The sequence below is a fragment of the Gymnodinialimonas sp. 202GB13-11 genome, assembly GCF_040932485.1.
GTDB classification, from domain to species: domain Bacteria; phylum Pseudomonadota; class Alphaproteobacteria; order Rhodobacterales; family Rhodobacteraceae; genus Gymnodinialimonas; species Gymnodinialimonas hymeniacidonis.
In genome coordinates, this window is record NZ_JBFRBH010000001.1 from 1,866,126 (window position 1) to 1,879,479 (window position 13,354).

Here is a 13,354-nt window from a genome sequence, read left to right on the forward strand (position 1 = left end):
GACCTTACCCAGACGCGCGTTTGGGTTTGTTGATCAGGATCAGTCCTGAGCAGACCAGTGCCAGCGCAATAAGGATCCCGAGACCAACCTCGTCACCCAGCATCAGCCACCCCAGTAGAACGCCGAAAACCGGCGTGAGGAACGAGAATGCGGCGACTGAGCTTGGCGGGTAGATCGACAGAAGCCACGGCCAGAACAGGAACCCTGCCGAGACAATGATCACGGTTTGAAAGCCCAATCCGGCCCAATGGATAAACTCAGGGTCTCTCAGAAGCGGACCGAAAAACAGTGCAGCGAGCAGCAAAAGCGGTGCGGAGATCGTCAACTGCCATAGCAACTGCACTTCGGGGCGCACGTCCCTGAGCGCGGTGCCCCGGGCCATGAGGGCCAGGCCCGCCCATCCCATCGCTCCGGCCAAGGCCAACAGATCCCCCAGAAGGGACGCCTCGCCCCCCTCCCCGCGCAATGTCAGCGCTATGACAACACCTGCGAAGGCGAGCGCAAGGCCTGCGCTTTTGGCTGTCGTCAGGCGATCCCCGGGTATGAAGAAATGCGCACCAAGCGCCATCCACATGGGCATGGTGTAAAAGATCACCGAGGTGCGCGTGACCGTGGTCAGGTCGAGCGCCCAGAAAAGGCAGACAAACTCCAAAGCGAAAAGCCCGCCCATCAAAATACCGGGCACCAACGTGTTACGCGGCAGGGTCAACGCGATCCCGCGCAGGCGCATCCAGCCGAAAATCAAGATCGCACCGCCAAGCGATCGCAGGCCCGCGAAGAAAACGGGCTGCAAACCTTCGTTCACGACCTTGATGACGACCTGATTGAACGCGAGCAGGACCGCGAAGCCGGTCAACGAGATCGCTCCGAACGCATCAATACGCGGCTTTGGGGGCATGTATCCTCCGGGGTTCACTTTCGCAGAAGTCATGGGCAGAGGGGGGTGTCAAGGCGGGCGCAAATCTCATATGACCGCCCTCGCAGGCCTATCCGCGCCCGGAGAGACACGTATGAGCGACACAATCGAGGCCCGCTGCGCCCAAAAGGGGCTGCGCATGACCGAGCAGCGCCGCGTCATCGCGCGGGTTCTGGAAGGCTCCGATGATCATCCGGATGTCGAAGAGCTATATGCGCGGGCCAGTGCGGTGGATCCCAAAATCTCAATCGCGACGGTCTACCGGACTGTGAAGCTGTTCGAGGAAGCGGGTATTCTGGAGAAGCTGGAATTCGGCGATGGGCGCGCCCGTTACGAGGACGCCGAACGCGACCACCACGACCATCTGATCGATATGAATTCAGGCGAAGTTATCGAATTTGTGGACCCCGAGATCGAAGCCCTGCAAGAGAAGATCGCGGAGAAGCTGGGATACCGGCTGAAAGGGCATCGGCTGGAGCTTTATGGCGTACCGCTGAAAAAGAAGTGAGGGCGCGGATCGCTGGCCTGCTCACGCGTGAGCAGAGGGGTCAAGCCTCTGAAATCGTTTCACTCTCGTGACTTCGTTAACCTTTCGCTCACCATTGTCGGGCCTCTCGGCCCCTCTCCCCCGGTTGGGGGCCAGCGCCCAAACCCCCGGAGCTCTTAGGGCAAGATGAAGGGCGCCCCCGTTCTGGGCGTCCAACGGGTCTTTTGCACCGGTGGATTTGCGCGTAGGTGCGCAGCACCGCAGCATCGGAGCGCAGATGGACAATCTCAAAGGTATGGGCTGGATGACGCTGGCGATGCTAGGCTTTGCGCTGGCCGACACGTTCATCAAGCTGACGCTCGACGCGCTGCCGGTGGGCCAGGTCATCGCCTTTTTCGGATTTGGCGGCGCCTTGATCTTTGGCCTTTGGGCGAAACTCAATGGCGATCAGCTGTTTGAGCGGCGCCTGTTCACGCCAGCCTTCTGGTTTCGATTGGCCGCAGAAGTCGTGGGAACGCTGTGTTTCGTGGTCGCGCTCAGCAAGATCGACCTCTCGCTCCTGTCCGCGATCATTCAGGCCAACCCGCTGCTGGTGACGCTCGGCGCAGCCCTCTTTTTGGGCGCGAGCGTGGGCTGGCGGCGCTGGCTGGCCATCGGGGTCGGGCTGATCGGAGTGCTGATCATCGTGCGCCCCGGCTTGGAGGGGTTCGATATCAACAGCCTTTGGGCCATCGGCGCGACCTTTGGCCTTGTGGGGCGCGATCTGGCCACGCGGGCTATTCCAAAAGAGGCCTCGAACCTGTTGCTGGCGGCCTGGGGTTTTGTCGCGGCAGGCTTGGCGGGGCTGGTGATTTTGGCTTTCAGCGGCGGGGCGGCGATGCCGGAGGGGGCCATGTGGGGGCCTTTGATGGGCGCGCTGTTGTTCGCGTTGGTCGCCTATTACGCCGTGACCGCCGCGATGCGGGTCGGTGAAATCGCGGTTGTGACGCCCTTCCGCTATACGCGTCTGATCTTCGCGCTGATCTTGGCGCTCGTTGTTTTCAACGAACGTCCCGACGCTTGGACCTTAATCGGGGCCGGCATCGTGATTGCCACGGGCCTTTACACCTTGTGGCGCGAACGGGTGTCTGCCGCCTAACGCTGCGGCATGTTACCGCTAACATCTTGCTTTCGGTTCAGCGCTTAACGGTGTTATAGCCCGCGCAAGCCAGACATGGAGTGCGCCCAAATGAGCCTGATCATCGACATCCACGCCCGCGAAATCCTCGACAGCCGGGGAAACCCGACGGTCGAAGTCGACGTCCTTCTCGAAGACGGCACCATGGGCCGCGCCGCTGTTCCTTCGGGCGCGTCGACCGGTGCGTACGAGGCGGTGGAAAAGCGCGACGGCGACAAGGGGCGTTACAAGGGCAAGGGCGTTCTGGAAGCGATTGAAGGCGTCAACGGCGAGATCGCCGATGCGTTGGTTGGTTTTGATGCGACCGAGCAGGTCGCCATCGACACGGCCATGTGTGAGTTGGACGGGACCGACAACAAGGGCCGTCTGGGTGCGAATGCCATCCTTGGCGTAAGCCTCGCCACAGCAAAAGCCGCTGCCGATTTCACCGCGCAGCCGCTCTACCGCTATGTCGGCGGCACGCAGGCTCATGTTCTGCCGGTGCCGATGATGAACATCATCAACGGCGGCGAGCATGCCGATAACCCGATCGACATTCAGGAATTCATGATCATGCCGGTTTCGGCGACGTCGATTGCCGAGGCCGTTCGCATGGGTGCGGAAGTGTTCCACACGTTGAAGGGCGAGCTTTCGGCGGCAGGCTTGAGCACGGGCATCGGCGATGAGGGCGGCTTTGCGCCGAACTTGTCCTCCACGCGCGATGCGTTGGATTTCGTTCTGAAGTCCATCGAAAAGGTGGGTTACACTCCGGGCGACGATATGATGCTGGCGCTGGATTGCGCCGCCACCGAATACTTCAAGGACGGCAAGTATGAGCTTGCAGGGGAAGGGAAATCCCTAACCTCGGATGAGAACGTCTCCTACCTGGAGGCGCTGGTGAACGATTACCCGATCCTCAGCATCGAAGACGGCATGGGAGAGGATGATTGGGACGGTTGGATCGCCCTGACCGAAGCGCTGGGGCACAAGGTTCAGCTTGTGGGCGACGATCTGTTCGTGACCAACCCGACGCGCCTGGCCGATGGCATCGAACGCGGGGCGGGCAACTCGCTTCTGGTAAAGGTGAACCAGATCGGCACGTTGACCGAGACGCTTTCCGCAGTGTCCATGGCACAGCGCGCGCGCATGACCTGCGTGATGTCGCATCGCTCAGGCGAGACCGAGGATGCCACGATTGCGGATCTCGCCGTGGCCACCAATTGCGGGCAGATCAAGACCGGGTCGCTTGCGCGCTCGGATCGGTTAGCGAAATACAACCAGCTGATCCGCATCGAAGAGCAGTTGGACGAGACGGCAGTTTACGCCGGCAAGTCGATCCTGCGCGGCTGAGCAGACGTTCCAAGCAGTGTTGAAGGCTCGCCCCCCTGTGGCGGGCCTTTTTCTTTGCGCGCCCACGCCAAAATCCTGCCCAGAAATGGAGGTTTCCATGCCGTTGCAATGCGCGGGGAACCCCGTAATTGTTGCACAACTGCACGCCCCCTTCCTGCGCGCACCCCTTGTAACGGGTCCGTGATCACCTATGTTTGGTATACACCTGTATACAATTAGAGATACCTAACGAATGCTCGACACCCTTCTGTCCGGGCCCTTTGCGCCCTTTACCGTTTCGCTTGCCCTTCTGTTCGGCCTTCTGGCCCTGGAGGTTGCGTTGCTGTTGGTCGGCGCGTCGCTGATCGGCGAAAGCGAGGCAGAGGTCGATCTGGATGTGGCGGACGGGCCGGATATGGACCTGGACCTTGATCTGGAGGTCGAACTGGACGCGTTTGACGTGGATGCAGGTGAATTTGAGCTGGCGGTTGAGGAATTCGAGGTTGAAGCCCCGGTTCCCACCGAGGCCGCGACTTCGCCTTTGTCGTGGCTCGGACTGGGCAAGATGCCCACACTGATCTGGTTGGCGAGCCTGTTTCTGTCGTTCGGCGTAACGGGCATTGCGCTGCAAGGAACGGCTTTGTCGCTGATCGGAACGCCGTTGAACGTGGTGCTGACCTCTATCGCGGCGGCGGCGGCGGCGATCTGGTTCACGGGCCGGTTCGGTGCGCTGTTTGCGCGGCTTTTGCCAAAGACAGAAAGCCAGTCGGTGTCGACCCGTACGCTCGGTCGTAGACGCGGGATCGTAACGCAAGGTACGGCGCGGCGGGGTGATCCCGCTGAGGTGCGCGTGACGGACCGCTATGGCAATACTCACTACCTCCGCGCGGAACCGATGCAGGACGCCGGGGAAATCGAACAGGGGACCGAGGTGCTTGTGCTGCGCCATCGCCCCACCGGCGGGTTCAGACTGATCCCGATGTAACCCAGCCCTTCCCATTCAATGCGCCCTGCCCCTTCGGGCGCCACTTTTCGAAAGGACCCCTCATATGGAACTTAGATTTCTTGGAATTATCGTCATCGCCGTCATTGCGGCGCTTGTATTCGTCGGGCTTGTCATCGGACGTCTCTACAAGCGCACGACGCGTGAGGTTGCGCTGGTGAAAACCGGTGCGGGCGGAAAGAAGGTCATCATGGATGGCGGCACGGTTGTGGTGCCTTTGCTTCATGAAATCAGCCCGGTGAACATGAAGACCCTGCGTCTGGAAGTGCGCCGGACGGGCGAAGGCGCTCTCATTACGCAAGACCGGATGCGGGTTGATGTGGGCGTGGAATTCTACGTCTCGGTCATGGCCAACGAGGAAGGCATTGCGCGCGCTGCGCAGACGCTCGGTGACCGGACGTTCTATGTGGATCAGCTGCGCGAGATGATCGAAGGTAAGCTGATCGACGGCCTGCGCGCCGTGGCGGCGAAGATGACGATGGATGGCCTGCATGAGAACCGGTCCGACTTCGTGCAACAGGTCCAGAACGCGATCTCCGAAGACCTGCTGAAGAACGGTCTGTCGCTTGAATCCGTCTCGCTGACCGCGCTGGACCAGACGCCGTTTGAGGCACTGGATGAAAACAACGCCTTTAACGCCGTTGGTATGCGCAAGCTGGCCGAGGTGATCGCGAAATCCAAGAAAGAACGCGCCGAGATCGACGCCGACGCCGACGTCGCCGTGCGCCGCGCCGCGATGGAGGCTGAACGTCAGAAGCTCTCCATCCAGGAAGAGGAAGAGCGCGCCGCGATTGCGCAGGTCCAGGAAGTGGAGACGATGAAGGCCGCGCAAGAGATGGAAATCTCGCTGCGCCGCGAAGACTCCATGCGCGAATCTGAGCGTGCACGTATTGCCCGCGAAGAGCAGGTGCGCGCCGCCGAGATTGCACGCGAGCGCAACATCCGCGACGCAGAAATCGCCAAAGAGCGCGAGCTGGAAGTGGCCGAACAGGAACGCCAGATCATCATTCAACAGAAGTCCGAGGAAGAAAGCCGTGCGCGTGCGTCCGCTGACCTAGCACGGGCGGAGGCCACAAAGGCGACCGAAGCCGTTGCAACAGCCCGAGAAGTGGCCGAGGCCGAGCGTGTGAAGCAGATCGCCCTGATCGAAGCCACGCGAGAGGCCGAGCGTGAAGCGACCCGCATTCGCGTGGCCGCCGAAGCCGAAAAGGCCGCTGCCGCAGACCGCGCAGAAGCGCGTCGCGAGGAAGCGCAGGCCGAGGCCGATGCGATCTCCATCCGCGCCGACGCCAAGAAGAAGGACATGCTGGCCGAAGCCGAAGGCACGCGTGCGATTACCGAGGCCGAGAACGCGCTCAGCACCGAGATTGTCGGTATGAAGGTCGACATGGCTCGCATCGAAGCGATCCCGAGCATCATGGAGCAGATGGTCAAGCCGGTCGAAAAGATCGACTCCATCAAGATCCACCAGGTCGGCGGCCTTGGCGGTGCCAATGGCGGCGGCGGCAATGGCGCATCCGCAGGCGACAAGCCTGTGGTGAACCAGGCGCTCGACTCGATCATGGGCATGGCCGTTCAGATGCCCGCCCTGCGCAAGCTCGGCGATGAACTGGGCTTGAGCCTGGAGAACGGCGTTGAGGGTTTGGCCGACAGCGCGCTGAACGACCGCCCTGTTGCCAAGGAGGCTGCCCCAGAGGCACTTGCGGCGCCAGCGGCTGAGGCACCGGACGCCCCGGCCAACGGTGCGGCCCCACGGCCTGCCGAATGACGGCAGACGAAATCATCGCAAAACTGGATTTGGCCCCCCATCCCGAGGGGGGCCATTATCGTCAAACATGGGTCGCCGAAAACGAGGGCCGCCCAAGCGGGACATGTATCTACTTTCTGCTGAAAGACGGCGAAGCCAGCCATTGGCACAAGGTCGATGCAACGGAAATCTGGCTTTACCATGCAGGCGCGCCATTGGTCCTGTCGCTGGCCGATAGCGACGAAGGCCCGGCACAAGATCTGCTGCTGACCCCGGATCTGAATGTCGGTGCACCGCAGTTGATCGTGCCCGAAGGCCATTGGCAGGCGGCCCGCACGACGGGTTCGTTCACACTTGTGTCGTGCACCGTATCGCCCGGATTCACTTTTGACGGCTTCACGTTAGCCGAGCCGGGCTTCGACATTCCCCGAAGCTGAGGGCAGGCACGATCCGCCGATATCGGCGCAGGCCAAGCCTGCACAGCCATCTGGCAGATCAGGCGCGCCCTCTTGCGTGGGCGCGGGGCATGACGGAACGGCCATCGCCAAAGCGCAACCGGCTGCGCGTGCTGAGATATTAAGTGCCTCCGGCAGGCATTTTCAGAGAAAAAAGATGGGCGGGATCGCACCTCAAACAGAGAGGGAACGCCATCGCACCTTCTTCGTTCCGAAAATATGCAAAAGCACCATTAACGCACAGAGCTCCAGCCGCTATGGGGCGCCTTGCCGTGCACGCAATGCCGGGCCGAGCGCACCGCAGGCGCGCGAGGCCACCGGCGACGGCGAAGCCGGCGCAACGCCCGGAAGGGCGCAATCGGGCTAGCTGAGAAGCGTGCCTTTCGGCCGCGCACGCTTGCCGCCGCCGACCGGAGCCGCAACGCCCGTTGTTCCCGGCGCGGATGTGGGCAGCCCGCGATCCACGCGCACCGCCAGATAGGCGAAGGCCTGCGCTTCCAGCGCATCGCCATCGAGGCCCGCATCCTCAACAGGCTGGACCCGCGTCGCGGTCGCATCTGCGAGCATGGCCATGAGTGTCGCGTTCCGCCGCCCGCCGCCCGTGGCAAGGATAGTGGCAGGCTTTTCAGGCAGATGGAGCAAGGCGCGCCCCACCGCACCCGCTGAACAGGCGGTCAGTGTTGCTGCCGCGTCGGCATCCGAGAGGTCAGAGACCTCCTCTGCCAAGGCCGCGAACGCATCCCGGTCCAGAGATTTGGGGGGAGTTGTATCGAACCATGGGTCGGCCAGCATCCGCTCAAGAATGTCCATGTTGATGGTCCCTACGGCCGCAAGCGCCCCGTCTTCGTCGAACCGCCCCAGACCGCGCACCGCCATCAGGTCGTCGACAGGAGCATTTGCTGGCCCCGTATCAAAGGCCAGACAGGCCCCTGGGGCTTCGGGTGCCTCCATCCGCGGATCGACCCACGAGATATTGGCCACACCGCCCAGATTGAGGAACACGACTGGCGCGTCCGTCCCCATCCACCGCGCACAGGCCCAATGATAGAAGGGTGCCAGCGGCGCGCCTTGCCCGCCCAGCCCCATATCGGCGGAGCGGAAATCCCAGATCACCTCCATCCCCAGCGCGTCGGCCAGCACCTGCCCGTCGCCCACCTGGTGCGTGCGGCCGGCCTCCGGATCATGGGCAAGGGTTTGTCCGTGGAACCCCAACATCGAGACGTCGTGCAGCCCCGCCAAGGCCGAGATGTGGGCCGTCTCGACCACCTTCGCAGCCTCTTCCGCCCGCTCCTCCCCCGGCCAGGCGCCCATCGCAGCGCGCAGAGCGGCACGGTCTTCATCGGAGTAGGACGTTCCGCGCACCTCGCCGAAGTCGAAAATCTCGATGCCGTCGGTCTCGATCAGGGCCACGTCGACGCCATCAAAGGAAGTCCCCGACATTGCGCCTGCGACCCGAACGGGCCCCTTTTCCTTGCCTGCCATAACCGCTAGACCCTCCCGGCACTTTATAGGCTCTCACATTGGCCCGGACACAGCATGACCTACCACCCCAAATCCGACTTTCTTCGTGTGATGATCGAACGCGGCTTTCTGGCCGATTGCACGGATTATCAGGGGCTGGACGACGCCCTGATCGCGGGTGTGGTGCCGGGCTATATCGGCTTTGACGCGACCGCGACCTCGCTACATGTGGGATCGCTGATGCAGATCATGACGCTGCGCTGGCTGCAAAAGACGGGCCACAAGCCGATCACGCTGATGGGCGGGGGGACCACGAAGGTGGGCGACCCGAGCTTTCGGGCAGATGAACGTCCACTGCTAACCCCTGAGAAAATCGACGAAAACATTGCTGGCATCAAGAAGGTATTCTCGACCTACATCACCTATGGGGATGGGCCGACGGACGCGTTGATGCTGAACAATGCCGAATGGCTGGACGATCTGAACTACCTCGACTTCCTGCGCGATATCGGACGGCATTTCAGCGTCAACCGGATGCTGTCGTTCGAGAGCGTGAAGTCGCGGCTGGATCGCGAGCAATCGCTCAGCTTCCTCGAATTCAACTACATGATCCTGCAGGCCTACGACTTCCTTGAGCTGAATCGCCGCTATGGTTGCCGGGTGCAGTTCGGCGGCTCGGACCAGTGGGGAAATATCGTCAACGGGATCGACTTGACCCGGCGTGTGTTGGATCACGAGATTTTCGGAATGACCACGCCGCTTCTAACCAAGTCGGACGGCACCAAGATGGGCAAGACGGCAAGCGGGGCCACATGGCTCGATGCCGATCTGCTGAGCCCCTACGAATTCTGGCAATTCTGGCGCAACATGCCGGATGCCGATGTGGGTCGGTTCCTGAAGCTTTACACCGAATTGCCGGTGGAGGAATGCGGCCGTCTGGGCGCGCTGGAAGGGGCGGAGATCAACGAAGGCAAGATCGTTCTGGCCCGCGAGGTCACGACGCTGCTGCATGGGGCGGAGGCCGCTGCGGGCGCAGAGGCCACGGCGCGGGAGGTGTTCGAGAAAGGCGGCGCGGGGGATGATTTGCCGACGCTGGCGTTGAGCGCCGCGGATGTGGGCGAAGGGATCTCCATCGTGCAGCTGATCACACGCTCCGGTCTTGCGAAATCGGGTAAGGAGGCCAAGCGCCTGATCGCGGAAGGCGGGGCGCGGCTGAATGATGAGGCAATCACGGATACGGGCTTGATGGTTGCGCCTAGCGATCTGGATGCCCCCATTAAGCTGAGCGCAGGCAAGAAACGCCACGCCCTGGTGACTTTGTCGAATTGATCCAGCGCCGTTAACTAAATTTTCGCGGTTTCAGCAAACTCTGGGGCGCATGTTCGATTGCGCCCCACTCTCCTCTGCCTCCCACACTCAGCCCCTTGTCCCGCTGCAGCAAAGCGAGGTCTGGCTGCGCGCCACATGCACGCTTGGGTCTGACGCGCGACGGGAGCGGGTGGGAGATGCGTGTGTTCTGACGCTTCGCAAATCCCTTCCCATCATCGGGGAGCTTGCCTTGCTGTCACGGGCGCAGTTGAACCTGACCGCTGAGGGCGCGGCCAACTTGCGCGAAACGCTCGGTGCCCGCCATCTGATCGTAAACAGCGACACGTTCGACGATGCTGTGGCCTTGGCTCAAGCTGGGTTCCACAACATCGGAGCGCCCCGCATGGTGGCGGAACTGCCGCTCGACGCGCCACCCGAGCAAATGGCGCACCGCCTAGCACCGAAATGGCGCAACCGGCTGCGCCATGGTCAATCACAGAGGCTGGAATTGCGTCGCCGCCTTATGCCCGCTGATCCAGATCATTGGCTGCTGCGGGCCGAAGCCACGCAATCCGCCCGCCTCTGGTATCAGCCATTACCGCCAGAGATGATCGCAGCTTTGGCCGCCAGCAAACCGGGATGTGCGCAGCTGTTCACGGCCTACCATCTGGGCCAGCGCATCTGCGCGATGCTGTTCCTGCGCCATGGTGGCACGGCGACTTACCAGATCGGATGGACAACTGAGGAAGGGCGCAAACGCTCCGCCGGGCCGGTACTGATGTGGCGCGCGATGGTTGAGTTACAGCAAATGGGCGTGTCGGCCATCGACCTTGGCGCGGCAGACCCTGAGCGTGCGCCCGGTTTGGTGCGGTTCAAACGGGGCACCGGGGCAGAACTTCGTGCGCTTGGCGGCACTTGGCTGGATACCTCATGGGCTCGGCGCAAACGGCAGAGCGCGCGTCATCGAGTGATTGAAGAATTACGCGGCACTCGGCACACGCACCTTCTATCGACGGCACGGGCCGTACAATCGACCCGGTAAGCGTGCGTCCTACCCCGCCACGCCCCGCAAAAGCCGTGCGCGCGTCGGCGGAACCGCGCGGATTTCAAGCCCGGTGAAGACGTGCAAGGTGCCAAGATCATCGTCAATCACCGCATGGTCGCTGACCCACCCGCCCATCAGAAGATAAGTCCTGAGTAGTGGCGGCATCTTGGCTTGCGCCGCCTTTAGGTCGGGCTTGCCCGTCAGACGCCGGGCGAACTGGAACACGCTCGGGGCCTTTACGCGCGGCAGCCAGCGTTTCGGTGCAAGGTGACGATCCCGCAGCAGGGCGAAGGCGTCGAAGTACTCATCTGCCTCCGTGCCATGGAAAGAGGAGCAGCCAAACAGCATCTCAACCCCTTCAGAATCGACATAGGCCGTCATCGCGCCCCAAGCGACGCGCAGGATATCGGCGTCTTTCCATTCGGGGTGGATGCAGAACCGACCCATCTCAACCATTGGGCCGTCGAAATCCTTGAGCGCGGAGAGCTCATAGAATTGCGCGGAATAGCTGCGCCCGATGTCAGCACCGGATGGCAGGTGCATCATCCGAAAACAGCAAACGACCGTGCTTGTGCGCTGATCTTCCACGAGCATATGGGCGCAGTCCGCATCAAACGGGTCGTGGTCGTCACCCGACGCGCCGCGAAAGACCAATGCACGCAGAGCTTGGACGGCGTCGAGATCATCCGCATCTTCGGCCAATCGGGCCCTGTATCGCCCTTTGCGCAAGTTGATCATCGGCCTGCTCCCGCAGCGGATATGCAACGCAGTCGCGCCCGCAAATGGCGTGACACATACAAGATGTGCGTCACAACCTCAGCGTGCAAGATGTCTTTGCGTCAACCGCCCAGCGCGTCAGCGATATTGATGCGGCCGAAGTTCGACAGGATCTGTGCGAAAAAGCCCCTATCTCGGACCGAGCTTTCGGTCACGCGGCGCGACAGCTGAACAATCTGGCCGTCTTCCAGCCCGAAGCGCTCAATATTCGTGACACGGCCCGCATCGCTGAACGAAATCGCAACAATGTCGCGTTCAATCACTTGCGGCGCGTTGTAGGTGAAGTTGCGCACCCGGTACTGGGTGTAGAACCAGGCCTCATCCCGCACGACGCCTGCCGATCCCGGTGCGCCGGCAATTTCGGCCACTTGGTCACGGGACGCACCAATGCCGATCTCCGACAAGACCTCAGGCGGTGGAACATAGCCGTGGTTGGTGTAGGTCGCGGAACACGCCGCCAATCCGGCAACCAATCCAATGGCCAATACGCCGACCCGCATCTTTGAAATCAGAAAATCAAACATCTCAAATAGTCCTGCCTGAACTGCGCGTCTTGGGCCCCCCGGTTTCATCTGGAGGCTTGTTTGGGCGGCGGCCTGCTTGCGACAGGCTGAAAACCGCAATATCGGCTTACCTCAGAGCCACGCATGGGGCAAGCGAGGACCCCACCTGCCCCACCAAAGGAGAGACGATGCCATCGACAACTCTGTCCCTGTCCCGTCTGGGCCGTGCAGCGCCCACCGCGTTTGAGGTTGAGCCGGATGCCGATGCGCGCAAGGCGCTGGCCGATGCGCTGGAGCTGCGCGGGCTGCGCAAGGTTCGGCTGGTTGGTGAGGTGACGCCTGAGGGGAAAGCCGATTGGCGGCTGGAGGCCAAACTGGGCGCCACGGTTGTGCAGGACTGCGTGGTGACGCTTGAACCGGTCACAACGCGCATTGATGCGCCTGTGCTGCGCAGCTACCGCGTCGATCTGCCGGAGCCCTCTGGCGAAGAGATGGAGATGCCCGAGGACGACACGATTGAGCCCCTGCCCGCATCGCTGGACCTGATGCAGCTTCTCACCGAGGCGCTGGCGCTGGCCGTGCCGGATTACCCCCGCGCCGAGGGTGTCGAACTGGGTGAGGCGGTTTTCGCGGCGCCGGGCGTGGCCCCCATGACCGATGAAGATGCCAAGCCGCTGGCCGGTTTGGCAGCCTTGCGCGACCAGTTGGCAAAGGGCAAAGACGACAGTGAAAACGAGGGCTAGGCCTACCCAGAAATGCCTTGTGGAAAAGGGCTTGCATGGGCGCGGAATCAGAGTATGTTCCCGGCCTCATTCGCCCCCGGTTTTTCAGACCTTTTTCGGGCTTGCGACGCAGGTGCGTTAGCAGCTTGAAATCGGCCCGGATGCGAGACGGAATTTTGACAAGCAGGGCGCGCAGATCTAGCGCCCGTTAACCCGAGGTTGTGACATGGCTGTCCCCCAGAATCGAGTGACGCGCTCCAAGCGCAACATGCGCCGCGCCCACGATGCGCTTGAGGGTGCAAACCCCAACGAATGCCCTTCCTGCGGTGAGCTGAAGCGCCCGCACCACGTCTGCCCGTCCTGCGGCACCTATAATGACCGCGAAGTCATTGCTCAGGCCGACGAGATCGACCTCGACGAAGACGCGGCATAATCGCCGCCTGAC

General features: G+C 62.1%; 14 protein-coding genes. 10 read left to right on the forward strand and 4 right to left on the reverse strand.

Annotation, left to right across the window (positions count from 1 at the left end; translation table 11 throughout):
* Positions 1-4: 4 nt before the first annotated feature.
* A complete protein-coding gene (locus tag V8J81_RS09310) occupies positions 5-931 on the reverse strand; it encodes a DMT family transporter (RefSeq protein WP_439649884.1) in 927 nt (308 codons plus the stop codon).
* Between the two features lie 79 nt (positions 932-1,010).
* Between V8J81_RS09310 and V8J81_RS09315 the strand changes: the two genes are divergently transcribed.
* The 6 genes from V8J81_RS09315 (at position 1,011) to V8J81_RS09340 (ending at position 7,075) form a co-directional block, all read left to right on the forward strand.
* Positions 1,011-1,424: a Fur family transcriptional regulator gene (locus V8J81_RS09315; protein ID WP_368475473.1), complete on the forward strand. Its 414-nt coding sequence runs from the start codon at positions 1,011-1,013 to the stop codon at positions 1,422-1,424.
* A 256-nt stretch (positions 1,425-1,680) separates the two neighbouring features.
* Complete coding sequence (locus tag V8J81_RS09320; protein WP_368475474.1) at positions 1,681-2,541, forward strand: DMT family transporter; 861 nt, start codon at positions 1,681-1,683, stop codon at positions 2,539-2,541.
* Between the two features lie 90 nt (positions 2,542-2,631).
* On the forward strand, positions 2,632-3,909 hold the full coding sequence (gene eno, locus V8J81_RS09325; protein ID WP_368475475.1) for a phosphopyruvate hydratase: 1,278 nt from the start codon (positions 2,632-2,634) through the stop codon (positions 3,907-3,909).
* Between the two features lie 232 nt (positions 3,910-4,141).
* Positions 4,142-4,873 carry an OB-fold-containig protein gene (locus V8J81_RS09330; RefSeq protein WP_368475476.1) on the forward strand — a complete coding sequence of 244 codons (732 nt, stop codon included), beginning with the start codon at positions 4,142-4,144 and terminating at the stop codon, positions 4,871-4,873.
* Between the two features lie 64 nt (positions 4,874-4,937).
* Positions 4,938-6,659 carry a flotillin family protein gene (locus V8J81_RS09335; protein WP_368475477.1) on the forward strand — a complete coding sequence of 574 codons (1,722 nt, stop codon included), beginning with the start codon at positions 4,938-4,940 and terminating at the stop codon, positions 6,657-6,659.
* A complete protein-coding gene (locus V8J81_RS09340) occupies positions 6,656-7,075 on the forward strand; it encodes a cupin domain-containing protein (RefSeq protein WP_368475478.1) in 420 nt (139 codons plus the stop codon). The genes V8J81_RS09335 and V8J81_RS09340 overlap by 4 nt, the downstream gene beginning before the upstream one ends.
* 381 nt (positions 7,076-7,456) lie before the next feature.
* Here V8J81_RS09340 and V8J81_RS09345 read toward each other — a convergent pair whose 3' ends face one another.
* Positions 7,457-8,575 (reverse strand): anhydro-N-acetylmuramic acid kinase, encoded by a 1,119-nt coding sequence (locus V8J81_RS09345; RefSeq protein ID WP_368475479.1) that lies wholly within the window; start codon positions 8,573-8,575, stop codon positions 7,457-7,459.
* Between the two features lie 54 nt (positions 8,576-8,629).
* On the opposite strand from V8J81_RS09345, the gene tyrS reads away from it, so the two are divergent.
* Complete coding sequence (gene tyrS / locus V8J81_RS09350; RefSeq protein WP_368475480.1) at positions 8,630-9,883, forward strand: tyrosine--tRNA ligase; 1,254 nt, start codon at positions 8,630-8,632, stop codon at positions 9,881-9,883.
* A gap of 49 nt (positions 9,884-9,932) precedes the next feature.
* Entirely contained in the window at positions 9,933-10,904 is a 972-nt protein-coding gene (locus V8J81_RS09355) for a GNAT family N-acetyltransferase (protein ID WP_368475481.1), read from the forward strand.
* 9 nt (positions 10,905-10,913) lie between these two features.
* Here the strand turns inward: V8J81_RS09355 and V8J81_RS09360 are convergent, their stop codons facing one another.
* Both V8J81_RS09360 and V8J81_RS09365 read right to left on the reverse strand, forming a co-directional pair.
* On the reverse strand, positions 10,914-11,645 hold the full coding sequence (locus V8J81_RS09360; protein ID WP_368475482.1) for a GNAT family N-acetyltransferase: 732 nt from the start codon (positions 11,643-11,645) through the stop codon (positions 10,914-10,916).
* Between the two features lie 101 nt (positions 11,646-11,746).
* The gene (locus V8J81_RS09365; protein ID WP_368475483.1) at positions 11,747-12,208 is read right to left on the reverse strand and encodes an outer membrane protein assembly factor BamE; all 462 of its coding nucleotides are present in this window, start codon (positions 12,206-12,208) and stop codon (positions 11,747-11,749) included.
* Positions 12,209-12,375: 167 nt separating this feature from the next.
* Between V8J81_RS09365 and V8J81_RS09370 the strand changes: the two genes are divergently transcribed.
* Both V8J81_RS09370 and rpmF read left to right on the forward strand, forming a co-directional pair.
* The gene (locus V8J81_RS09370; protein ID WP_368475484.1) at positions 12,376-12,930 is read left to right on the forward strand and encodes a YceD family protein; all 555 of its coding nucleotides are present in this window, start codon (positions 12,376-12,378) and stop codon (positions 12,928-12,930) included.
* Positions 12,931-13,135: 205 nt separating this feature from the next.
* The gene (rpmF, locus tag V8J81_RS09375; protein ID WP_368475485.1) at positions 13,136-13,342 is read left to right on the forward strand and encodes a 50S ribosomal protein L32; all 207 of its coding nucleotides are present in this window, start codon (positions 13,136-13,138) and stop codon (positions 13,340-13,342) included.
* Positions 13,343-13,354 lie beyond the last annotated feature (12 nt).